The sequence below is a fragment of the Desulfovibrio sp. ZJ746 genome, from assembly GCF_011039155.1.
In the GTDB taxonomy this organism is placed as follows: Bacteria; Desulfobacterota; Desulfovibrionia; order Desulfovibrionales; family Desulfovibrionaceae; genus Desulfovibrio.
In genome coordinates this window covers 889,652-911,401 of the sequence record NZ_JAAKEK010000001.1, presented here as the reverse complement: position 1 = coordinate 911,401, position 21,750 = coordinate 889,652, and the positions used below count along the sequence as shown (strand labels likewise).

At 57.4% G+C, this 21,750-nt stretch carries 22 protein-coding genes and 1 pseudogene; 15 read left to right on the top strand and 8 right to left on the bottom strand.

Annotated features, from left to right (window positions below; genetic code table 11):
* Nucleotides 1–25: 25 nt before the first annotated feature.
* Together G7Y54_RS04110 and G7Y54_RS04105 are read right to left on the bottom strand one after the other, a co-directional pair.
* Nucleotides 26–862 (bottom strand): amidohydrolase family protein, encoded by an 837-nt coding sequence (locus G7Y54_RS04110; RefSeq protein WP_165077627.1) that lies wholly within the window; start codon nt 860–862, stop codon nt 26–28.
* Nucleotides 863–872: 10 nt separating this feature from the next.
* Nucleotides 873–1,502, bottom strand: a complete 630-nt coding sequence (locus tag G7Y54_RS04105) for a flavodoxin family protein (protein ID WP_165077625.1) — start codon at nt 1,500–1,502, stop codon at nt 873–875.
* Between the two features lie 294 nt (nt 1,503–1,796).
* On the opposite strand from G7Y54_RS04105, the gene G7Y54_RS04100 reads away from it, so the two are divergent.
* Complete coding sequence (locus tag G7Y54_RS04100; RefSeq protein WP_165077623.1) at nt 1,797–2,216, top strand: nuclear transport factor 2 family protein; 420 nt, start codon at nt 1,797–1,799, stop codon at nt 2,214–2,216.
* A 114-nt stretch (nt 2,217–2,330) separates the two neighbouring features.
* Here G7Y54_RS04100 and G7Y54_RS04095 read toward each other — a convergent pair whose 3' ends face one another.
* Genes G7Y54_RS04095 through G7Y54_RS04085 form a run of 3 tightly spaced genes read right to left on the bottom strand, consistent with a single transcriptional unit; the run spans nt 2,331 to nt 5,100 of the window.
* A complete protein-coding gene (locus G7Y54_RS04095) occupies nt 2,331–2,714 on the bottom strand; it encodes a nuclear transport factor 2 family protein (protein WP_165077620.1) in 384 nt (127 codons plus the stop codon).
* Between the two features lie 44 nt (nt 2,715–2,758).
* On the bottom strand, nt 2,759–4,732 hold the full coding sequence (locus G7Y54_RS04090; protein ID WP_165077618.1) for an FAD-dependent oxidoreductase: 1,974 nt from the start codon (nt 4,730–4,732) through the stop codon (nt 2,759–2,761).
* On the bottom strand, nt 4,693–5,100 hold the full coding sequence (locus tag G7Y54_RS04085) for a nuclear transport factor 2 family protein (protein ID WP_165077615.1): 408 nt from the start codon (nt 5,098–5,100) through the stop codon (nt 4,693–4,695). The genes G7Y54_RS04090 and G7Y54_RS04085 overlap by 40 nt, the downstream gene beginning before the upstream one ends.
* Nucleotides 5,101–5,390: 290 nt before the next feature.
* Between G7Y54_RS04085 and G7Y54_RS12560 the strand changes: the two are divergent.
* From G7Y54_RS12560 to G7Y54_RS12480, 6 genes and pseudogenes are all read left to right on the top strand, one after another.
* Nucleotides 5,391–5,768: pseudogene (locus G7Y54_RS12560) on the top strand (transposase); the annotation flags it as partial.
* Between the two features lie 454 nt (nt 5,769–6,222).
* Nucleotides 6,223–6,723: a hypothetical protein gene (locus G7Y54_RS04075; RefSeq protein WP_165077613.1), complete on the top strand. Its 501-nt coding sequence runs from the start codon at nt 6,223–6,225 to the stop codon at nt 6,721–6,723.
* Between the two features lie 151 nt (nt 6,724–6,874).
* Nucleotides 6,875–7,285, top strand: a complete 411-nt coding sequence (locus G7Y54_RS04070) for a hypothetical protein (RefSeq protein WP_165077610.1) — start codon at nt 6,875–6,877, stop codon at nt 7,283–7,285.
* A gap of 49 nt (nt 7,286–7,334) precedes the next feature.
* Complete coding sequence (locus G7Y54_RS04065; protein WP_165077608.1) at nt 7,335–8,495, top strand: alpha/beta fold hydrolase; 1,161 nt, start codon at nt 7,335–7,337, stop codon at nt 8,493–8,495.
* A gap of 30 nt (nt 8,496–8,525) precedes the next feature.
* The gene (locus G7Y54_RS12735) at nt 8,526–8,909 is read left to right on the top strand and encodes an aldo/keto reductase (protein WP_206214892.1); all 384 of its coding nucleotides are present in this window, start codon (nt 8,526–8,528) and stop codon (nt 8,907–8,909) included.
* Nucleotides 8,861–9,376, top strand: coding sequence for an aldo/keto reductase (locus G7Y54_RS12480; protein WP_206214891.1), 516 nt, complete (start codon nt 8,861–8,863; stop codon nt 9,374–9,376). The genes G7Y54_RS12735 and G7Y54_RS12480 overlap by 49 nt, the downstream gene beginning before the upstream one ends.
* Before the next feature lie 187 nt (nt 9,377–9,563).
* Here G7Y54_RS12480 and G7Y54_RS04055 read toward each other — a convergent pair whose 3' ends face one another.
* From G7Y54_RS04055 to G7Y54_RS04045, 3 genes are all read right to left on the bottom strand, one after another.
* Complete coding sequence (locus G7Y54_RS04055; protein WP_165077606.1) at nt 9,564–10,856, bottom strand: FAD-dependent oxidoreductase; 1,293 nt, start codon at nt 10,854–10,856, stop codon at nt 9,564–9,566.
* A gap of 449 nt (nt 10,857–11,305) precedes the next feature.
* On the bottom strand, nt 11,306–11,506 hold the full coding sequence (locus G7Y54_RS04050; RefSeq protein WP_165077604.1) for a hypothetical protein: 201 nt from the start codon (nt 11,504–11,506) through the stop codon (nt 11,306–11,308).
* Between the two features lie 141 nt (nt 11,507–11,647).
* Nucleotides 11,648–12,067 (bottom strand): GNAT family N-acetyltransferase, encoded by a 420-nt coding sequence (locus G7Y54_RS04045; protein ID WP_165077601.1) that lies wholly within the window; start codon nt 12,065–12,067, stop codon nt 11,648–11,650.
* 71 nt (nt 12,068–12,138) lie between these two features.
* Between G7Y54_RS04045 and G7Y54_RS12555 the strand changes: the two genes are divergently transcribed.
* The 8 genes from G7Y54_RS12555 to G7Y54_RS04000 all read left to right on the top strand — a co-directional run bounded on the left by G7Y54_RS12555 (nt 12,139) and on the right by G7Y54_RS04000 (nt 21,727).
* The gene (locus G7Y54_RS12555; protein WP_241159351.1) at nt 12,139–12,303 is read left to right on the top strand and encodes a hypothetical protein; all 165 of its coding nucleotides are present in this window, start codon (nt 12,139–12,141) and stop codon (nt 12,301–12,303) included.
* 944 nt (nt 12,304–13,247) lie between these two features.
* Nucleotides 13,248–13,676 (top strand): integrase arm-type DNA-binding domain-containing protein, encoded by a 429-nt coding sequence (locus G7Y54_RS04030; RefSeq protein ID WP_277424346.1) that lies wholly within the window; start codon nt 13,248–13,250, stop codon nt 13,674–13,676.
* A gap of 49 nt (nt 13,677–13,725) precedes the next feature.
* Entirely contained in the window at nt 13,726–14,154 is a 429-nt protein-coding gene (locus tag G7Y54_RS04025; RefSeq protein ID WP_165077597.1) for a hypothetical protein, read from the top strand.
* Nucleotides 14,155–14,808: 654 nt separating this feature from the next.
* The gene (locus G7Y54_RS04020; protein WP_165077595.1) at nt 14,809–15,690 is read left to right on the top strand and encodes a radical SAM protein; all 882 of its coding nucleotides are present in this window, start codon (nt 14,809–14,811) and stop codon (nt 15,688–15,690) included.
* Between the two features lie 333 nt (nt 15,691–16,023).
* Nucleotides 16,024–18,501, top strand: coding sequence for a pyruvate formate lyase family protein (locus G7Y54_RS04015; RefSeq protein ID WP_165077592.1), 2,478 nt, complete (start codon nt 16,024–16,026; stop codon nt 18,499–18,501).
* Nucleotides 18,502–18,505: 4 nt separating this feature from the next.
* Nucleotides 18,506–19,414 carry a glycyl-radical enzyme activating protein gene (locus tag G7Y54_RS04010; protein WP_165077589.1) on the top strand — a complete coding sequence of 303 codons (909 nt, stop codon included), beginning with the start codon at nt 18,506–18,508 and terminating at the stop codon, nt 19,412–19,414.
* A gap of 69 nt (nt 19,415–19,483) precedes the next feature.
* On the top strand, nt 19,484–20,251 hold the full coding sequence (locus G7Y54_RS04005) for an N-acyl homoserine lactonase family protein (protein ID WP_165077577.1): 768 nt from the start codon (nt 19,484–19,486) through the stop codon (nt 20,249–20,251).
* Nucleotides 20,252–20,293: 42 nt separating this feature from the next.
* Complete coding sequence (locus tag G7Y54_RS04000) at nt 20,294–21,727, top strand: SLC13 family permease (RefSeq protein ID WP_165077573.1); 1,434 nt, start codon at nt 20,294–20,296, stop codon at nt 21,725–21,727.
* The last annotated feature ends 23 nt before the right edge of the window (nt 21,728–21,750 follow it).

Sequence of the window (21,750 nt, the reverse complement as noted above, 5' to 3'; positions counted from 1 at the left end):
GGCCGCCCGGACATTTGCCCGGGCTTCATTCCAGGCCAAAGAGCCTTGCGCCGTTGGCGTACATGACCTTTTCCGCCACTTCCGGGCGGAGGCGCCGCGCGTAGTTCTCCACGGCCGCGGCCAGCGGCATGGCCGGATACGAGCTCCCGAAGACGATCTGGTCCTGAAGCATGTAGTTGGCGGCCACCATATAGTCCGCCGCGCCCGGCGCAAAGTCCATGGCCCAGGTGTCCGGCGAGAGGATGACATTGGGGCAGTCCATGGCGACCTTGCAGATGGCCGTCACAAAGGGCCAGCCGCCGTGGCAGAGCACGAGCTTGAGCTTCTTGAAGCGCGTCGCCACGTCATAGGCCAGTTCCGGCGCGTAATAGCGCGGGTCGGCCACGCGGCCGCCGAAGGAGACGAGCACCGGGATGCCGCGCTCCTCGCAGTAGTCGTACACCGGGAAGATGCCGGGCTCGTTGAGGTACCACTTGACCGGCGTGGTGTAGAGTCCCGGCTCAAGGATGATGCCCTTGCAGGGGCCGTTCACGCAGTAGCGCTCCACCTCGGCGACGGCCGCTTTGGGGGTGAGCGGGTCGATCCACGGGATGCCGAGGAAGTGGCCCGGATATTCCTCCATGAGGCGCAGGGCGTCCTCGTTGTCCGCCTCCTGGGGCAGGCGCACCGGCGCCACGCCCCACACCACGCCGGCGGCGTCCATCTCCTCCACGAGCAGGCGGCAGTCCTTGCGGGTCGCGGCGGGGGAAACCTCGCCCAGGGCTCGCGCCTTGTGCGAGCGCTCAAGCGCCGGCATGTCATACATGAAGGAGTTGAGATAGCTCCTGAAAGGCGGCCGCAGGCGAAAATCAATGGCTTTCATGGAGGCCCCCTCAGCGGCAGAAGTTGGCGCGCACCCGCTTCTCATAGGTCGGGCGTGGGATGCTGTCCCTGGTGGCGTCCAGCACCTTCATGATCCACGCGAAGTTCTTGCCCAGCACGCGCATGGTCTGCACGCCCTCGGCGTCCTGAGTGAGGAATTCCTCGGGCTTCCAGCCGAAGCCGATGTTCCAGTACTGGCTGTTCACAGTGAGCAGGTTGGAGCAGTTGAGATAGTTGCCCAGCTGCTGCGCGGCGTTGATGGCCCCGGCGCGGCGGCAGACGGCGATCGTCGTGGCGGGCTTGGGGCCCCAGCCCTCAAGGTGCTCGGTGGCGTAGAGCAGCCGGTCCATGACCGACTTGAAGGGCCCGGGAATGCCCATGTAATGCACGGCGCAGCCAAGGATGAGTCCGTCATACTCGGGGAGCTTGTCGATGATCGTGTTCACGATGTCGTTATGGACGCAACGGTGGCCGTTGGTGCGGCACTTGCGGCAATCGAGGCATCCGGCCACGGGCTTGGCGCCCACGTGGATCACGTCCATGCCGATGCCGTCCTTCGCCAATTCCTCGCCAACCAGGTCAATGGCATGGCGGGTAACGCCGTTCTTGTTGGAGCTACCATTGAGAGCCAGAACTTTCATCGCTGCCATCCTTGTTTGAAGTCCTATGGTGGAATAGATACTTTCTTAAAAATCGGATAGCGAGCGTGGACAAATATTTTTTTTCTTTATGTGGTATTGATTAAATCAATACCGAAAGATTTGCTCTAAAAATTTTCGAGGTTTGTGGCCGGCAGGCCGGCTTTGCCGCCCCGGCAGGCGGAAAAGCCGGTTGACATTTTTTAGTATTCGATAAATTAATTCGTCTCCCAATACCCGCCGGGCGGTTCCGCAACGCCGCGCCGGGAATTTTTACCGCTCTTGAAGGAGGCACTCATGAAAAAACTGTTCCTGCTTGCGCTGGCGCTGATGGCCCTTCTGTGGAACGTCTCCCCGGCAGCAGCCGATGATGCCAAGGATGTGGAGGGCATCACCAAGGCCCTGAACCTCTACACCGAGGCCGCCGTGAAGGGCGACAGCAAGATCGCCCAGCCCGCCTTCGCCCCCAAGGCGACCATGTCCTATACGGAAAAGGGCAAGCTCGTCACCGTGCCCATCAGCGAGCTCTTCGCCTATTACGACAAGACCGGGCCGCACAAGGCCACCTACAAGATCGAGACCGTGAAAGTGGCCGGCGACGTGGCGGTGGTGAGCATCGATTCAAAGTTTGGGGACACGAGCTTCGACGACATGTTCACCCTGGTGAAGGATGGCGATGACTGGAAGATCGTGAGCAAGGTCTATCACATCAAGTAGGCGCGCCGCGCGGGCAGCAGGCGCAGGGCGCCGGTACCCCCTTGGGGGCGCCCATAACGCAAAGGCCCCGGTATCTTGCAAGGATGCCGGGGCCTTTCTCAATGTTGCCGCAAGCTACTTGCTGATGGTTTCGGAATTCTGGTTATAAGCCTTGGCGACACACTTCCACTCGCCGTTCATCTTGAGCATCAACAGAACGTCGGTGAAGTCGATCCTGCCGCCCCAGCCTTCCTCGAGGATGCGGACCACGGCCAGCGTTTCCTCCACGAGCAGCACGTCGATGCGGGCCTTGAAATTCTTGTCGCCCGGCACGGTGTCCACATTGTGGTAAAACTGCTCGATGGAGCCGTGCTCCAGCTTGCCGTCCAGATAGCCGAACAAGACGGCCTCGTCCACGAACAGCTCCCGGGCGTACTTGCTCGTGCCCTCGGCCACGCTCTTCACGAATTTTTCCGCCGCCTTGGCGATGGCATCGTATTCCGCCAGTTTGTCACGCATGGTACTCTCCTTTTCTGTTGACGGGCAAGCCCTCGCGGCGCGCCCTAAATGTTGTTGCCGATCTCGAAACCGTCCCAGATGGCCTGGAGGATGGTCGCCACCGAGCGCTGGTCGCCGATTTCATAGACAGTGGCGCCGTCCGGCTCGAGGCGGCTTTTCAGCGAAGCGCGCGGCCGGAAGCCGATGGCGGTGACGACGGTGTCCGCATCGACCGCGACCTTACCGTTTTCGCCTTCCAGGAGCGCCTTGCCGTCGCTGAAGCCCGCGAATTTGTGGCCCGTGAGCACCGTCACCCCGTACTTTTCAAACAGGTCCGGCAACATCTGGGCATTGGGGATGGGGTTGGGGATGCCGGCGGACAGGATGCGCGGCAGCGCCTCCACCACCGTCACCCGCTTGCCGTCCATGGCATATTCCAGCGCCATCTCGCAGCCCACGAGGCCGCCCCCGATGACCACCACGCGCTCGCCGACCTTGCCGGGGTTCTCCAGCGCCTCGAGGCAACCGAGAACCTTGCCGTCCGCGCCGCCTGGAACGGAGATTTCAACCGGGCTTGAGCCTGTGGCGAGGATGACGACATCGGGAGCCAGCTCTTGGAGCATCTCCGGCGTGGCCTCGGTCCCGAGGCGCACGTCCACGGGCAGCCGCTCAAGCTCCTGCCGGTACCAGGCGTTGAGCTCGCGCACCTCTTTCTTGAAGGTATGGGAGCCGCCCGGGATGAGGTTGCCGCCGAGCTCCTTGCCCTTTTCCAGCAGGATGACCTCATGGCCGCGTGTTGCCGCGACCCGCGCCGCCTCCATGCCCGCCGGGCCGCCCCCGACCACGACGACCTTTTTCTTCGTGGCGGCGGGCCTGAGCGCGAAGCGCAGCTCCCGCATGGCCTGCGGATTGACCGCGCACGAGGGCTGCTTGCCCTGCTGGAGCCGCGTGAGGCAGCCTTGGTTGCAGGCGATGCAGGGCCGGATTTCATCCGGGTGCCCTGAGAGCACCTTGTTGGGGTAGTCCGGGTCGGCCAGGGCGGCGCGCCCCAGCACCACCGCGTCGATCTTCCCCTCGCAAACCGCCTTTTCCGCCATGAAGGGGTCGTTCATGCGGCCGCCCGCGAGGATGGGGATGGCCACCGCCTGCTTGGCGCGCGCGGCCAGCTCCACGCCGTAACCCTTGGGCATGTACATGGGCGGGCAGGCGTAATAAAAGGCGTCATAGGTGCCCGTATCCACGTTGAGGCAGTCGTAGCCGTAGGCCTCGAGCAGTTGCGCGATGCGCACACCCTCCTCGATGGTGCGGCCCATTTCGTCCTCGCCGGAAAGGGTGGCCTGGCCGAAATCCCTGATGAAGGTCTTGAGGCCGAGGCGCATGCTGACGGGAAAGTCCGTCCCGCATTCCTGCTTGATGCCTTCGATGATTTCCCGTGCGGCGCGGAGCCGGTTCTCGAGGCTGCCGCCATAGTCGTCCATGCGCTTGTTGAACATGGCGAGGGCGAACTGGTCGAGCAAATAGCCCCAGTGGATGGAATGCACCTCCACCCCGGCGAAGCCGCTGTTTTTGGCGATGAGCGCCGAGCGCACCAGCGAGTCGATCTTGGACTTGATCTGTTCCGTGCTCAGGGCCGGGGAATATTCGCCGGGGTGTCCGTAGACCGGCATGACGGAAGGCGCGGGCAACTTGGGATAGTTGCGCCCGAGGCCCATGGTCAGTTGGGCGAAGATTTTCGCGCCGTACACGGCCGCGCGCTCGTTGAGCTCGATGGTGGTCATGCGGAAGGCGTCGGGATTCTGCAAAATGGCCGGCCCGACCCCGGTATACGGGTCGACCGTATGGTCCGTGGCTATGGCCCCGGTGAAGATCAGCCCGAAGCCGCCCTTGGCGCGTTCCACCAAGTACTGGATGGTCTCGTCCTTGAGGCCGCCTTCGGGCCTGTGATGCTGACCGCCGCCGATGGGGGCCATGCAGAACCGGTTCTTAATGCGGACCGCGCCTATTTCCAGCGGACGCGCAAGACAGGCAAATTCGGACATGGCCGCTCCTCCAGTTCCTGAGCGGTCTTGGCGATGATTTTCCACTCGCCGTTTTCCTTGATCAGCTCGTGGCAATCCACGAAGTCCTTGCCGTGCCAGTTTTTGATGACAATGCGGCCGATGGCCGTATTACCCGCTCTATCCAGCACATCGATATGCCAGATGGCATCCGGCGCGGGGCCAACCTGCCCGTAGAGGTCGTAGAGGGTATGGGCGGGCCCGAGAACGTAGCCGTCCTTACCCGAGCCGTTCATGACCGCTTTTTCATGGAAAGCCCTCTTCCCGCCGGCCACATTGGCCGCGCAGCCCTCCACGCGATACGTTTCCAGCGTCCTCACGATCGCCTTGTACTCGCTTAAGTCTGCCATGGGGATTTTCCTCCAGATGTGTGATGAAGATTTTTTTAATGAAAACTAAATTAATGTCAAGACAGCCCAGGTGGAGGCTGAGTCTGGCTTCTGGGGAGTACCTAGGGCCGTCGCGCCGCTAGGCAGGGAAAGCCTGTGGCACTCGCGGGGCAACGGGCCCGGCGCAGGGCCGCACGGGGCTGGTTCCTCGGCTATGCGACGGGCAGGGAAAAAAGAAGGGGCAACTTTGGGGCATCCCATTCAGGAAAAATTTTTTTAAAAATAAACAAGGAAAAGAGGTTCTTTGTTCGTCGGTTTTCGGAGTACACAAGCGCAACGGGAAGGTTTATACAGTCATAATCCCCAATGCGCGAACAGCAACGCTCATGCCCATCATTGAGGAGCGCGTCGTGCCTGATAGCATCGGCTGCACGGATATGTTCCGGGCGTAGACTGCCTTGGATGTATGCGGTTTCCACCATCACAGGATCGACCATTCAAGGGTATTTGCCAAACAAGGAAACCCTATCAATGGGAGAGAAAATTTTCGGAACCAGGCCAAGCGGCATTTGCGCAAGTTCAACGGCATTAAGCCTGAACACTTTTATTGGTTCCTGAAAGAGTGCGGATGGCGTTTCAATGGAGATAATCATAAAGAGCTATTCACCCACCTTAATTCTTGGGGTTAAGAAGCAAAATATGAACCTTGGCCAGGACAGCCTCTCTTGTTTTTGCGGTTCGACATTGTTTCCGCCATCGGCGCGAGCTTTGGTTGAATCTTCGCCGGGTATTCTTTTTAAGTATACAGGTCAGGCATCCGGGGCTGGCCCCGGAATGGCTGCCTCGACGTTGGCTCTGGAAGTCCTCCGCTTTTGGAACGGCAATTTTCTCAATGAGCAATGGAGGGGAGACGGATCAGGCATAATTAATACATTCTTGACAATTTAATGAGTAAAAAATTATAAAGAGTAATCATTCCAAATAAGCACAGGAAAATGGAGAAAAAATGAAAAACCCATGCTCCTTTTGGCGCTCTCTTTTCTTAGTGTCATATGTGTAATATCGGGATTTCAACCCTCCAGATGCCTTGGAGAGCCTGTTTCATCTGAAATAAAGCGGGGTGGCCCTATAAAATTAAAGACGATGGGGAGCCTTCTCTTCGGCGGCAACGTGGTCAAAAAAGATAGTGGTGACACCTTTCATGGCGACCACGGTTATGCCCAATACTATATCCCTGAAAATTCCCGCACCTATCCACTCATCCTGTGGCATGGGGTGGGGCAATCGGGCAGGAGCTGGGAATCCACGCCGGACGGGCGCGAAGGCTACCAAGCCATCTTGCCCAGAAACGGCTGGGCGACGTACATAATCGACCAGCCCAGGCGGGGACGGGCCGGCTATACACTCGCGACGGACGCATCCAAGGGAGCGCAGCCCACTTCATCCAGCGAAAGCGAGGCGTGGAACGCCTTCCGCAACGGCGTCTGGACGCCGCCCACTCCTCCGGGGCTTTTCAAGGATTCCCAATTCCCCGCCACCCCGGAAGCCATTGACCAGTTTTTTCGCCAACAGACTCCCAATACCGGCGAAGAGCCGCGGGACAACCAGCACAGGAAGTTCATGGCGGACGCCATGAACGGCTGATTGAGAGGACCGGCCCCGCGATTTTGCTGACGCATTCCAACAGCGGCCAGTACGGCTGGTTCAGCGCCATGGCCAACCCTGAAAAAGTTAAAGCGGTGGTGGCCTATGAACGGGGCAGGTCGTTTTTCCTGATGACGGGCCGGTTCCTGAAGTGACCGCCGGCAACAAGCTCGCCGGCGAAATGGAAGAGGGGGTCATTGTGCCGGCGAAAGAGTTTGAAAAGCTCACAAAAATGCCCATCCTCGTCATTTTTGGCGACAATATCAGCGAAAAGCCCAGCGAAATTTTCAATGTGGACGTATGGCGCATAGCCCGCCAAAGGGCGCTGGACTTTGTGGACGCCGTCAACAGGCGCGGGGGCGACGCGACCTTTGTCTCACTGCCCGAGATGGGCATCAAGGGAAACACCCACGCGGCTTTTGCCGACTTGAACAATCTCGAAATCGCCGCACAGCTTGAAGACTGGCTTTCCAAAAAAGGACTTTCCGGCAGTGAGGCCCCGCATAGCGGCCCTGCGCCGGCAGCCGTCGTCCCGGATTTTCCCTTGGTAAAGCGCCGTTGAGGTGTTGCTGCTTTTGATCGCCAGTACGTATACAGCAAGGAGAGCCCCCTTGAATATTCGCATGAAATTTGCCACCGGCTTCCTGGCGGCCTTCTGCCTCTGCGCGGGCAACGCTCTCGCGGAACCAGAGAAACCGCTGTCTCTTCGCACAATGGGCAGCTTGCTTTTCGGCGGAACAGTACAAAAGAAACCCAATGGCGACACATTTCACGGTGACCACGGATACGCTCAATACTACATCCCGGAAAATTCCCGCCAGTTTCCCCTTATTTTCTGGCACGGCATGATGCAATCCGGGAAGACATGGGAGTCCACGCCCGACGGCAGGGAAGGTTTCCAGGCCATTTTCCCCCGGAACGACTGGCCTGTTTATATCATCGACCAGCCGAGGCGGGGCCGGGCAGGGTACACGCAGTCCACCCCGGCCTCCAAGGACGATGTGCCGGCAGCCAGCCGGGAGAGCGCCACCTGGACCGTCTTTCGCAATGGCATCTGGACGCCGCCCGACGACGCCACCCTTTTTGACGTGACGCAGTTTCCGGCATCAGCGGGCGCCATCGACCAGTTCTTCCGCCAGCAGACTCCCAATACCGGCGATGAACCACGGACCAACGAACATCGGAAGTACATGGCCGAAACCCTGCGGGCGCTCCTTGACCGCACGGGCGAATCCGTGCTCGTCACGCACTCCAACAGTGGCCAGTACGGCTGGTTTTCCGCCATGGAAAGCCCGGAACGGCTAAAGGCTGTCGTTGCCTATGAGCCCGGCCAGTTCGTGCTCCCGGAGAACGAGCCTTTCAAGGAAGTGCCTACGGACAATAAAATCGCCGCCGAGGTATTGCGGCCCATCCTCGTACCCGAGAGCGAATTTAAAAAGCTGGCCCAAATGCCCATACTGGTGATTTTTGGCGACAATATCGCCGACGCTCCAAACGCCGATTTCAACCAGGAGGCCTGGCGCGTCATCCGGGAGTGGGGCAGCCAGTTCGTGGACGCCGTCAACAGGCACGGGGGCGACGCGACACTGGTCGAGTTGCCTGAAATCGGTCTCAAGGGCAACCCCCACGCTCTGATGGCGGATAAAAACAATGTGGATGTGGCGAAGCATCTCATGGACTGGCTGCGCCAGAAGGGCCTTGATACAAGGCAGCAGCCGCACAACGGCCCCACGCCATTGAAACTGGGGCCCGCGACCATTCCCTTGCAATAACGAACCGTGACCGCGCATAAGGAGCGACGTATGAAAGAAGTGCTCTTGAACGACGGCAACCTGATCCCTGCGGTGGGCTTTGGCGTGTTTCTCATCCCCAATGACGGCTCGACCTATAAGGCCGTAATGGACGCACTGAAAGTTGGCTACCGCCATATCGACACCGCCGCTGCCTACTTCAACGAGGAGGAAGTCGGGAAGGCTGTCCGGGATTCCGGCATTCCACGAGAGGAAATATTCATCACCAGCAAGCTCTGGATTCAGGATTACGGCTATGAGGAGGCGAAAAAAGGCATCCGCGCATCGCTGGAAAAGCTTAAGACAGCTGGATCGACCTCTATCTGCTCCACCAGCCTTATTTTGACGTGGTGGGGGCGTGGAAAGCCCTTGAGGAGGCGAAAAAGGAGGGCCTGATAAAATCCATCGGCGTAAGCAACATGACGCCGAATCTCTGGAAAAAGTATGTCAGCCAGTTCGCCACCGTGCCCGCTGTGAACCAGGTGGAGTGCAACCCATTTTTTCAGCAGCGCGCCTTGAGGAAACTCCTTGAGCCGGCGGATGTGAAAATCGAGGCGTATTTTCCTCTCGGCCACGGTGACAAAAAGCTGCTTGAAAATCCCGTGATCTCGGCGCTTGCGCAAAAATATGGGAAAAATCCGGGCCAGATCATCCTTCGCTTTGAAGTGCAGGATGGCCTCATCGTCTTGCCCAAGTCAACGAATCCCGCAAGGATCAAGGGAAATATCGATATTTTTGATTTTGAGCTTACAGTTTCCGAAATGGCGGACATCCGTGGGCTGGACACCGGGCACGGCGCACACGACCCCGAAACGCCCGGCATGGGTGAATGGCTCCTTGCGAATTACAAGGTCCATGACTAGCCTCTCTGCCTGCATCTTTTAGCAGGGACCACCCCTCAAAACTGTGGTGAAAAAGGCCCTCTGTACCATGAGGGCCTTTCTACTAATTTTTCTGTGTCACTGCCACCCATTGGCGCGCTTCAGTTATTTAAGGGCAGCCGCTTCAGGCAGCGCTTCCCGAACACGACGGGAGGGGAAGCGTCGCATTCTAAAACGACTTTATCCCTTGCCAGACATCTTTTATAATATGGAGTATGCCGGCTCTTTGTACATACCGCGAGATTTTCTTCCATGCCGGTTCGCTGCCACTGTCAACCGTAAAAATTTCCTGCATGAAGTTGTTGACGAGTTTTGGATAGGTGGTGAAGATGCGTTCATTATGGAGAAATTCTGGAATATGTTTATAGTGCCTCATATCCGGGAAGATATTCTCCTTTTCTAGCTCATCATAATACGACCATAGATAATCGCGCGAATAATTGTCCGCCTTTTTGGCGCGTATCGCGGTATTGGCCGCAGCTATCCCCGAAAGGATGGCAAGATCCATGCCCCGGATGGTGTAGCCAAGATTCAGGCAAAGTGACGCCGCGTCACCGACGATCAGCAAGCCATTATCGGCCAATTCGGGAATGGCATTGTAGCCGCCCTCGGGCACCATATGGCCACCGCGTGCAATGACTTCGCCATCCTTGATTAAAGGCTCGATAAGTGGGTGTTTCTTGAAATCAGCCAGCATTTGAAGGACGGAAGTATTGCTTTCCCTGGCATCCTTCATCCCCACTACCATCCCGAGGGAAATGCTGTCCTTGTTTGTATAGAGGAAGCCGCCGCCCATTTGTCCTGTGGATGGATAGCCCAAAAACAGCCACGCGACGCCGGTGCCGCCTTTACAGTTGAAGCGTTCGTCAACCACTTCCGCGCCCAGATGGATAACTTCCTTGGCGCCAGTGGCGTACTTGGCAGGGTCGTGTTTTTTCACGAGGCCCACTTTCTGCCCAAGCAGGGAACTGGCTCCCTCCGCTAGAATGATCACATGGGCATTAAAGGTATCCGTACCGGTCTTTACACCGCAAACGGTGTCATTGTTTTTAATGAGGTCGATTACCCGTTGGGAGACACGCAGTTTGGCCCCGGCTTTTTCCGCCTCGTGCGCCAGCCATGCATCGAAGCTCTTTCGCAGGACGGTGGAGGAGGCGGACGCCTCGTCTGCGCTGCCCGCGAGGGCATTAAAATACTCGAGCGTTGACGCTGCCTCCTCGGTAAGGACCGAAACCCTCTCGTTGGTGACAGTTCTTTGCAGCGGCGCCGTGGAGGCAAAATCCGGCAGGAGCTTTTTCAGAGCCCGGGTGTATATCCGTCCGCCTGTCATGTTCATTTTGCCTGGCGTATCTGCCTGTTCCAGCAAAAGGACATCCAGCCCGGCACTGGCTGCCGTGATGGCGGCAGAACTCCCGGCAATCCCTGCTCCGACGATGATCACATCATAAAATTGCTCACTCATCTGCATCACCTCGAAAACTCCGGCTTGCGAGTGCTGGTTCAATTTTTGGCGACCTCACCCCTAACAGTTTGCTGGAGCGATGTCCCTTATTGTTGCCCCAAGTGAACGTCTCTTGACCCTTTTCAGGGACTATGTAAAGGATGCGGGGCTCGTGCGAGCGAAAGTGCTCGATTGCCATTTTGACGGATTGCAAAAATTTCCTCCCTTATTGATGCGCTTTCTAATTTAGTATCTATTCTCGGGAGATCAAGCCTCAAAGTGATGGAAATTACTTATACCCAAGGTGCTCTATGACAAGAAAATATTTGCCAATGATACTTGCGCTTCGGGTAGTACTTCATGCTTTGGCTAGACTAAAGGCTATTCCATCCTGTTACGAGCACACCTGAGAGATTGCACAATCCCTCCATTAAGTGGAGAAAATCAGCGTTACCTCTCAGATGAGAGTCCTACGGACCTTCTTTTGGAATACCCGTCTCCTTGGAAATATTTACCATCCCTTTAGCGCGTACTAGAGTATTTATGGCCTTTAAGAAAGCCCTCGGCTCATTTTCGTTCCTGACCCCATCCAGATATTCGTGCACATCAGCCTCATTCTTGAGGTAGTCTGCCGCGTCAAATTTGGAAACTTTAAGCAGATCATTATCCATGTGGTATCTCCTCGATCAAAAGAGTTCTTCATCAATGCGAAGAAATCATGTTAAATAAAGAATCATCCTCGAAATTCTCAGCATTCTTTCCTAGTATCCAAAGTAGAGAAGTATTCCAGTTAAGCGCTGAAAAAGAAATCTTTAATAGAAGATGGCAGCGTTCTCGTTTTTGGTGTTCACCAGAATAATGGCCCAAGCCAGTTCGTTTCGGCAGGCTCGCCGCAAAGCATCCAGAACCAGCAGGCTCCCGATATGTTTCCCTTGCTGCGAGGCATTCACCGCCAATCGGCCAAGACGAATTGCGGGAACGGCGGGAGAGCGCGGTATCTTGCGAGCTATTTCATTGGGGAGAGAGGTGAAAATAATGGAGGCGGCGGAAAAGGTGGAGAAGTCCACGACCTTGTTTGGGTTCGCCTTTGGCCGTGCTGCAATCACTGTGGCAAAACTGCGCCGCATATCCTGGCCGGCTTGCTTGTGCAGATAGGTGTCAAGAGCTGGTTCGCCACAAGTAAATCCTCCCCTCTCCATGTCAGGCATCAGGAAATCGAAGAGGAGCTTCATGAACTTTTGACTCTTTCAGCATATTCCTTCGCCAGCTTTTTGAGAAACGGAGTGGGCTCCAGGGGTGCTTGATGTTGGAGCGCTTTGGCCAAAAGCTCCTGGTCGCGCAAGGTCAGACGAATGATGGTCTGTTCGGCGATAACCTGTTCGGCTTTTCACAGAGCCGCCTCAATGAGAAAATCCGTGCGCGCACGGCCTTGCATGGCTGCGGCGCGGTCGATGGTTTCCCTGACTGAAAGGGGGATCCGGGCATCAATCCGCGACATGGGCATTTCATGGGATTGTGTCATGGCAAGCACCTCACAACGCGTATACGGAATTTCTCCGTACATAACAAGAGTAAGAGAATACCCCTATGCCGGAAGCCAGATGACTTAGAATGGATATCTTCAAAGATATCAACATAGCAGATGGAGATTGTTGACGCAAGAGCCTATCATGTGGATTTGGTATGTTGATTCATGTATGAAATCAGTAGTTTTTTGAATGATAAATATATACTTATAACTTCATTTTTGGATACATAAAATCTAAAAATATGAATTTATCATTGAAAAATTTTATTGCCACATAGAGTATATAGGAAAAATTTACTTAATTAACTTTTTATCAATCCTATTATCAAAATCCGATTCTCCGATTATTCGAAGAGTTTAAAGCCACACCAAAATAAGGTCTTGGGCAGTCCTCTGCCGTCAGATTTTTTGGTTACAAATTTGGTTACAAAAGTACTGCACCTAATTGCATTTTGATGCCCTTCACTGCGGCTGGACCCCTTGAAATTCAATGGTGGCAAACGCGAGGCAGGGGCCTTTCACGCCGTCAACAGGGGTTCAAATCCCCTTGGGGACGCCAAATTTAGGTACAAATACGTATGCCAAGGTGTAAAAAGCATTGGCATTCTTTATTTTTTTCTCCAGTTGTGTTTCCCGAAGTGTACCTAAGTCCAGTTGCATCCACACTTTTTGTGGGTATATTTGTGGGCATCGTTGTGCTATGTTGAATCCCGATACCCACACTGCCAACATGCTGAAATAGCAATATTTTTGTCCATGTGGGTATCATGCCGTCCAACAACGTGGAGGTACCCAAGATGCCCTTGACCGATACCCACATCCGCAGCCTGAACCCGGAAGCGAAGCCAAGGAAGTATTTTGCTGGAGGCGGGCTCTTCCTCTAAGTGCCCCCGACGGGAAGCAAGCTCTGGCGCATGGCCTACCGTTTTGCGGGCAAGTCAAAGCTGCTCAGTTTTGGCGATTATCCCGCTGTCTTCTTGAAAGACGCGCGAGGGCGACGCGAGGAGGCAAAGGGGCTTCTCGCCAATGGCATCGACGTCAGCCCAGAAAAAAGCCGCCAAGCGGGAACAGGCCACGCTGAACGCGACTGCTTTGAAAACATCGCTCTGGACTGGCATCGGACGCGTCTTGCCGGATTTTCGGAAAAACATCAGGGGACAGCCCAGTATCGCTTAAATACCTACATTCTCCCCATCATCGGGAAAAAACACATAGCCAGTCTTGAAGCGCCGGAGATTCTCGCGCTCGTCAAGAGTACCGAAGGCAAAGGAAATCACGAAACCGCGCGCAGGGTGCTTCAAAATTGCCATTGATGACTATGCGGGCTATTTCCCGCTTGTCTGCGCCCTGAAATTGGCTCCAATGCTGTTTGTGCGTCCGGCCGAATTACGCTGCGACAGCTGGCAAGAGTTCGATTTGGGGGCGGCCTCATGGCGCAGCCCGTCAGAGCGCATGAAGATGCGGCGCACCCATATTGTCACTATGTCTCGCCAGGCTCTTACCATAGTGAGGGAATTGAAAAAGTTTTCGGGCAACGGGCAACACCTCTTTCCTTCCTCGCGGACGGAAACGCGGCCGATCTCTGACGCGACCATGCTCAACGCTCTGCGGTGCATGGGTTATCACAAGCATGAAATGGGCGTTCACGGCTACCCTCAATTGCCTCCACACCTCTCAACAAACTTGGCTATAACCGCGACTGGACTGAACGCCAGCTTGCGCATGGAGATTGTAATGCCGTTCGCGCTGCCTGTCACTATGACGGATATCTTCAAGAATGAAAATACATGATTCAGGAACGGAGCGAGTATCTGGGCTAGCTACGTCCCGGAATTAATATTAGCTGATGTATATTTATTTAAGAATCAGATACACTCCAAACATTCACACATCGAAGCAGCAGAATTGCCTTCCTATCGAAAGCACCACATGCTAAACAGAGAACTATTATTGAATATGGAGCGAACAAAATTAAGAAAAAGCGCAAGCGAGCAGGTGCTCTCGTCGTGCTGGACATGCTTCAGGCATACTAGGGTAAACGTCAATTCGGCTTGACTTGCTGACTCTCAGCGTGTGCGTTTTAAAAGGGGAGAGCCCGTAGACTTCCGAAAAGATTTATAGCCGATAAACCCATGATTTTTGCGAGGGAGTCGCCGCCTTACCGTGCTCTGCCCTTTAATTTGTGAATGAGTTGACAATTTTGGCATCCGTCCTTACTTGAGATACGGCAGAAAACGCAGCTGAACGCTACGCAGGCGGTCAATCCTGCCCTCTGCACGCGAGCAAAACACATTTGGCATCTTGTGCCTCAGGGCGATTCGCCGGCGGCTGCACCCGCAGCATGAGCAGCGAATCAGTGTTTGGCCCGGAAAAGACGCTGAAAAGCGCCTTCTCCGGGCATTTTTGTTTGGTGCTTTTGGGGGGTCAAGCCCCTCTGGAGGAAAGATGCATTACACCGGCCAGATTTATCGACCGCCCATGGAAAGCGAAACTCCGCTTTTGCAGATAACCAGTGGCTGTTCGCACAACCGCTGCGCCTTTTGCACCATGTATGAAGGGACGCCGTTCACGGTGTCCCGCATGGAGGATATTGAAGCCGATCTCGATGAACTGCGGCAGGTCTATGGCGGTGGTGTTCGGCGTCTTTTCCAGCTGAACGGGGATTCGTTCGCCTTGCCGACACGAAAACTGCTGAAAATCGCCGAAATGATACATGCGCATTTTCCGCGCATCGAAACCATCGCCTGCTATGCTTCCATAAGAAATATCGGGCATAAGAGCGATCAGGACCTGAAAGAGCTGCGCCAAGCCGGCTATAACGACCTCTATATCGGGCTTGAGTCCGGCTGGGCGCCGGCTCTCGTCCAGATGCGCAAGGGATTTACTCGCGAGGAGGCCGACAAGCAGCTTGACCGCCTGAAAAAAGCGGGCATCCGTTATGGGGCGCTCCTGATGTTCGGTCTCGGCGGGCAGGGCAATGGCGAGAGAAGCGCAAGGGAGACGGCAAACATGCTCAAGCGGAACATGCCCTTTGTCATTTCCGCCGTCCCGACGGCCATTGCCGAAGGGAGCCAGCTTGAGCGCATGCGGGAGGCCGGCGAATACACTCCACCCACCGAAAGGGAATTGATCGAGGAAGAACTGCTCTTGCTTCAAGCATTGGAGCCCGAGCAAGGGTGTTATTTCTTCGGCAGGCATCCCTACAACGCGGTTCCCGTGGGTGGGTATCTTTCCGAAAAGGACAGAATGATCAAGCGCCTCTCGCGGGCCCTGGCCGATTTGCCCGGGGAATATCTGGAAAGCAGCCAGCAAAGGGGGCACCTCTAGAATTTGCAAGCCCGCCAAGGAGATACCCCTGCCGGGAGGAAGAGCGGAGGACGCCAAAAATTTTATTTGTGAAAGAGTTGACAATTTCCGAGAGACGCCGTATCCAAAAAACACGCGCGGAAAAACGCAGCTGAACGCCATGCAGGCGGTCAATCCTGCCATCCGCACGCAGCAAGACACATTCGGCATTTGGATGCCTGAGGGCGATTCGCCGGCGGCTGCACCCGCAGCACGAGCAGCGAATCAGTTTTTGGCCCGGAAAAGACGCTGAAAAGCGCCTTCTCCGGGCCTTTTCTTTTTTCCTCGCGGAAAAGTTTCACAAGGAGGCACAGGATGAGCGTTTGCACCATGGAATCGAGCTGCATGACCGGCCAGGAACAGCGCCTTGCGGACGGGCGCGGACAGTCCAGCCCCAGGGAGCGCACCAACAAGGCGCTCAACGTGATGCGTGCCCAGCGGCCGCGCCTCGACATCGAGCGCGCCGTGCTGTTCACCGAGTCCATGCGTGAGACCGAGCAATATCCGCTGGTGCTCCGCTGGGGCAAGGCCGTGCGCCACATCCTGGAGAATATCCCGGTGGTCATCCAGGAGGGCGAGCTGCTCGTGGGCACCATCGGTGGCCCCGGCCGCATCTCGCCGCTCTATCCCGAGCTGCGCTGCGGCTGGTTCCCCAAGGGCATGCCCGAGACGCAGAAAAAGGACGCCTACGCCGTGCGCTCCGAGGACATCGCCACCTTCATGGAAAAGGTGGAGCCCTACTGGCGCGGCAAGACGGCGCACGAGCGCTATCTCGCCCTCATGCCCAAGGCCACGCGCGACATCATCTATGGCGACGACGACTACGGCGCCACGGGCCTCATGCAGGACAATTCCAACATCAACTCCACGCTCAACTGGAGCGGCATCTTCGACAAGATCATCAATCGCGGCGTCCTGGCGCTGAAGAAAGAAGCCGAGGACAAGCTGGCCGAGATCGAGTCCAACCCCGCCAACGGGGACTATGACAAGATTCCCTTCCTCCAGGCCGTCATCGAGTGCTACGAGGGGATGCTCACCTATGCGGCCCGTTATGCGGCCGAGCTCATGACCTTGGCGGCCACGGAAAAGGACCCGGCGCGCAAGCGCGAGCTCGAGCGCATGGCGGAAATCTGCACCCGTGTGCCCGCGCATCCGGCCCGCGATTTCTGGGAGGCCATGCAGGCGCACTGGTTCGCGCAGATCGCCTACCGCGCCGAGCAGCAGATCAGCGGCGGCGTGGCCCTGCACCGCTTCGACCAGTACATGAACCCCCTCTACGTGAAGGACCTCGAGGAAGGCAAGATCACCGAGGATTTCGCCCTCGAGCTGCTCGAGGCCATGTGGCTCAAGATTGCCCAGGTAGTGCCCTTCAGCGCCACCAACGCGGGCAACTACTGGGAAGGCTACGCCCACTTCGAGAACTGCACCATCGGCGGCGTGGACAAGTACGGCCGCGACGCCACCAACGAAATGACCTATCTCATCCTGCGCTCCAAGAAGGAATTTCCCCTGCACTATCCCGAAGTTTCGCTGCGCGTCCATGCCGGCACGCCGCACGAGCTTTTGCATGCGGCGGCGGAACTGGTGAAGGAGGGCTGCGGCTTCCCCAAGTTCTTCAATGACGAGACCATCATCACCCAGCTCATGTGCAACGGCGTGCCGCTCTCGCACGCGCGGGACTATTCGGCGGCCGGCTGCACCGAGATACGGATGCCGAATATCGACACCTATCTCCCGCTCGGCGGCAACATCAACCTCGCCGCCGCGCTGGAAATGGCGCTCAACGACGGCTGGGCGCACTTCGGCCCGCGTTACGAAAAGCTGCTCACGCCGTCCATCGCCCGCAAGGACATCAAGAGCTTTGACGATGTGATGAGCAACCTGCGCGAGTGCGTGGACTTTTACGTCGACCACTTCATGAAGCGCATGTCCGCGCTGGAGCTCACCAACAAGCAGTGCCTGGCCGCGCCCTTCATGTCCTCGCAGAGCGACATCTGCATGGAAAACCTCACGGACATCCACCAGTGCGTCATGCCGGGCAGCAACCAGCACGACACCGGCAATGTCAACTTCAACGGCTTCGGCACCTGTGCCGAGGCGCTGGCTTCCATCAAGAAGCTGGTCTTTGAGGACAAGATACTCTCCCTCGACGAGCTGCTCGAGGCCGTGAACAGCGATTTCGAGAACAACGAGCCCCTGCGCCAGCTCATGCTCAACGTGCCCAAGTACGGCAACAACGACGCCTGGGCCGACGCCATCGCCCGAGACCTCGACCAGATGATCGGCGAGCTCGTGCACGACCGTCAGTCCGTGTTCGGCGAGAAATACCTCAAGTATGTGCCCGTCACCTCGCATGTGGGCCTCGGCAACAAGACCTGGGCCACGGCCAATGGCCGCCACAAGCACACCTTCCTTTCCGAGGGCATCTCGCCCACCCAGGGCGCGGACGTGGACGGCCCGCTCTCGACCATGATGTCCATCGCCAATTCCACGAGCCGCGTCTATCCCAACAGTTGCGCGCGCCTGCTCAACCTCAAGCTCAACCCCCAGGTGGTGGCCGGCGAGAAGGGCACGCAGGACCTCATCAACCTCATCCGCAACTTCGTGGACCTCAAGCTCTGGCATGTGCAGATCGGCATCTACAACAAGGATGTGCTGCTCAAGGCGCGGGAAAAGCCGGAGGACTACAAGAACCTCATCGTGCGCGTGGCGGGCTACAGCGCCTACTTTGTGGAGCTTTCGCCCAGCATGCAGGGCGAGATCATCGCGCGCACCGAACACGAGATGGTGTAGCATCATGGGCAAGCTCACAGGACGCATCTTCAATATCCAGAAGTTCTCGGTGCATGACGGACCGGGCGTTCGCGACACCATCTTCATGAAGGGCTGCCCGCTCAGGTGCACCTGGTGCTCCAACCCCGAGTCCCAGCGGCACGGCCTGCAACTGGGCTGGCGGGAAAAGAAGTGCGTCGGCTGCGGAGTTTGCCTCAAGACCTGCGAACATGCAGCCCTCGGGCGCGCGGAGAACGGCGCCATCGTCCGCGCGCCCGGGAAATGCGCCAAGTGCCTCGCCTGCGTGAAGCGCTGCTACGCCAAGGCCATGCACGTCTATGGCGAGGACGTGACCGTGGACGAGCTCTACGGCCGCATCCGCAACAAGCCGCAGGCCTGGCGCGTGGACGGCGGCGTCACCGTGAGCGGCGGCGAGCCGCTGATGCAGGCCGACTTTGTGGGCGAGCTTCTGGCGAAGTTCCGGCGCTACGGCATCCACACGGCCATCGAGACCACGCTCTGCGCCTCCTTCGACAAGGTGGCGAAAGTGGCCGCCCACTGCTCGCTCATCTATGCGGACATGAAGCTCGCCGACCCCGTGGCCCACAAGCGACACACCGGCGTGGACAACAGCCTCATCAAGGAAAACTTCCTGCGCCTCAAGAAGGAGTTCCCGGAAGTCCAGCTCATCGCGCGCACGCCGGTCATCCCCGGCGTCAACGACAACGAGGCCGAGCTCGGGGCCATAGCCGACTTCCTCAAGACCGTGCCCGGGCTGGACGATTACGAGCTTCTGCCCTTCCACGGTTTCGCCCAGCCCAAGTACCACCAGCTGGGCATCGACTACCAGTTCAAGGACATTCCTAACATGGACAAGGAAAGCGTGCTCAGGAAAAACGCGGCCTTGAAAGAACGGATAGGCTTGAAGCGTTGAGCTTGGCACGCTGATGGCCAAAATCTGACAAATGCAATGAAAGATACTGCCAGAAAAGGAGAACCGCACATGTGGAAAATCACCCCCCTGCATGTTGGCACGCTGGACACCATCATGTGCAGCGTCATCATGAAGCATGGCGTCAAGTCCAACCCCGGGGAGCTGACCCAGCTCTACCATATTGCATGGCTGCTCGAGGATGATGAGCGTGGCCGCAAGGTACTGGTGGATACAGGGGGCGATGACAACCTGGAGCGCAATTCGCGCCTGCACAATCCCATCCGGCGCGACGAGGGCAAGCATGTCATTGAGATGCTGGCGCGACATGGCGTGAAGCCCGAACAGCTGGACGCCATCATCATCACCCACCTCCACTGGGACCATGCCCAGGCCATCCTTGACCTGCCGCGGGAGCTACCCGTCTATGTACAGCGCGAGGAACTGCATTTCGCGCTCGACCCCTATCCCACGGACCGCAAATACTATGAAGCGGACGCCACGGACCAGGTGCCGTACTATCTCCAGTGCTACCATCAGTACAAACTGGTGGACGGCGATGTGGAGATCGAGCCCGGCCTTTCCGTGGTGCATCTGCCCGGGCATTCCAACGGTTCTCAGGGCGTGGTGGTGGACACAAAGGACGGCCGCTTCGTCATCGCGGGCGACATGATCAATATCCGCGCCAACTGGGAGCAGCGGATGCCCGGCGGCCTGTACAACGACATAAAGCGTTACTTCGACTCCTTCGCCAAGCTGGAGAAGCTTGAGAAGGGAGGCGCCGTCATCCTGCCCAGTCACGACCGCTGGGTGCTGGACACCTACCCCGTGATTGGCTGAGGCCGCTTTCTGCCGACAAAATTTCAGCCCCAGGAGCCGGAAATGGCGGATAAAACCAGGCTTTCCTTCTTCATCAACACCTGCATCGTGCTTTTCCTCCTCTTCGTGTTCGGCAAGCTCCCCGCCGTGGGGGGCCTGACGCAGCAGGGGATGCAGGTCATTGGCGTGTTTGGGGGCACCATCTTTGGCTGGGTGACCATCGGCATTGGCTGGCCGTCGCTTTTGGGCGTGGTCGCCCTCGGCATGACCGACTTTTACACTATGAGCGATCTGCTGGCCCTGGCCCTGGGCTCGCAGATGATCACCATGATCCTGTGCCTGCTGCTCATTTCCGCCTTCGTGCAGCAGGCGGAGCTCACGGACATGATCCTCCACAGCCTGCTGGGGCTCAAGTGCGCGCAGGGAAAGCCCTTCCTCATCCTGTTCCTCTTCCTGCTCGCGGGCTTTTTCGCGAGCATCCTTTCGCACTGCCTTGCCGTGCTCATCATCTTTCTGGAACTCTTCCGCAACATGATGAAGAAAACCGGCATCGAGCCCTATTCATCGGCCGTGCCCTGCTTCTTCGTGGGCATGGCCTATGCCTTCGCCCTCGGCGACATCGCCCTGCCCTTCAAGACCACGGCCATCGTGGGCATCGGCGCCTATGAGGCCGCCACGGGGACGCCCATGAACTTCGCCGCCTTCACGGTGTTCATCTTCCCCTTCTGCATCTTCCTCATCGCCACCTATGTGCTCTCCGTCAAGTACCTTTTCCGCTGCGATCTCGGCTGCCTCCAGTCCTATGCCATCGACCCCTCGCAAAAGGTGGAGATGACCACGCGCAAGAAGATTTCCCTGCTTGCGGTCATCGTGGCCCTGCTGCTGCTTCTGCTGCCCAACATCCTGCCCGCGGGCAATATCGTGAGCGACACCATCCGCCAGATGGGCATCGGCGGCCTGGGGCTGACCATCGTGGCCGTGCTTTTGATGGTGCGCGTGGACGGCGAGCCGCTCATGGACCTGAAAAAGACTTCCAGCTATTTTTCCTGGGATGTTCTCTTCATGCTCGCCTTCCTCGTGCCCGTGGCGTCGGCGCTGGCTTCCGACCAGGCGGGCATCAAGGCCCTGCTCATGAGCGGCACCACGGCCTTTTTGCAAGAGATTCCCTCCTGGCTGCTTGTGCTCTCCATCGTCACTACCGGGGCCTTTATCACCAATTTTTCCAACAATACGGTGGTCTGCGGGGTTTTCGTGCCCATCGCCTGCATGTTGACGTCCATGCTGAACCTCAACCCGCAAATCATCACGAGCCTCATCATCGCCGCCTCCTGCATCGCCATCTTCTTCCCGGCGGCGTCGCCCCTGAGCGCCGTGCTGTTTTCCCAGAAGGAGCTCGTGACCTTCAGGCAGCAATGCGGCCTTGGCCTGAAAACCTTTGTGGTGCAGTGCGTCATCATCGCCTTTGCGGGCCTCGCCTGGGGCAGGCTGGTGTTTTGAAAAAGAGGAGGGCGGCACATGCG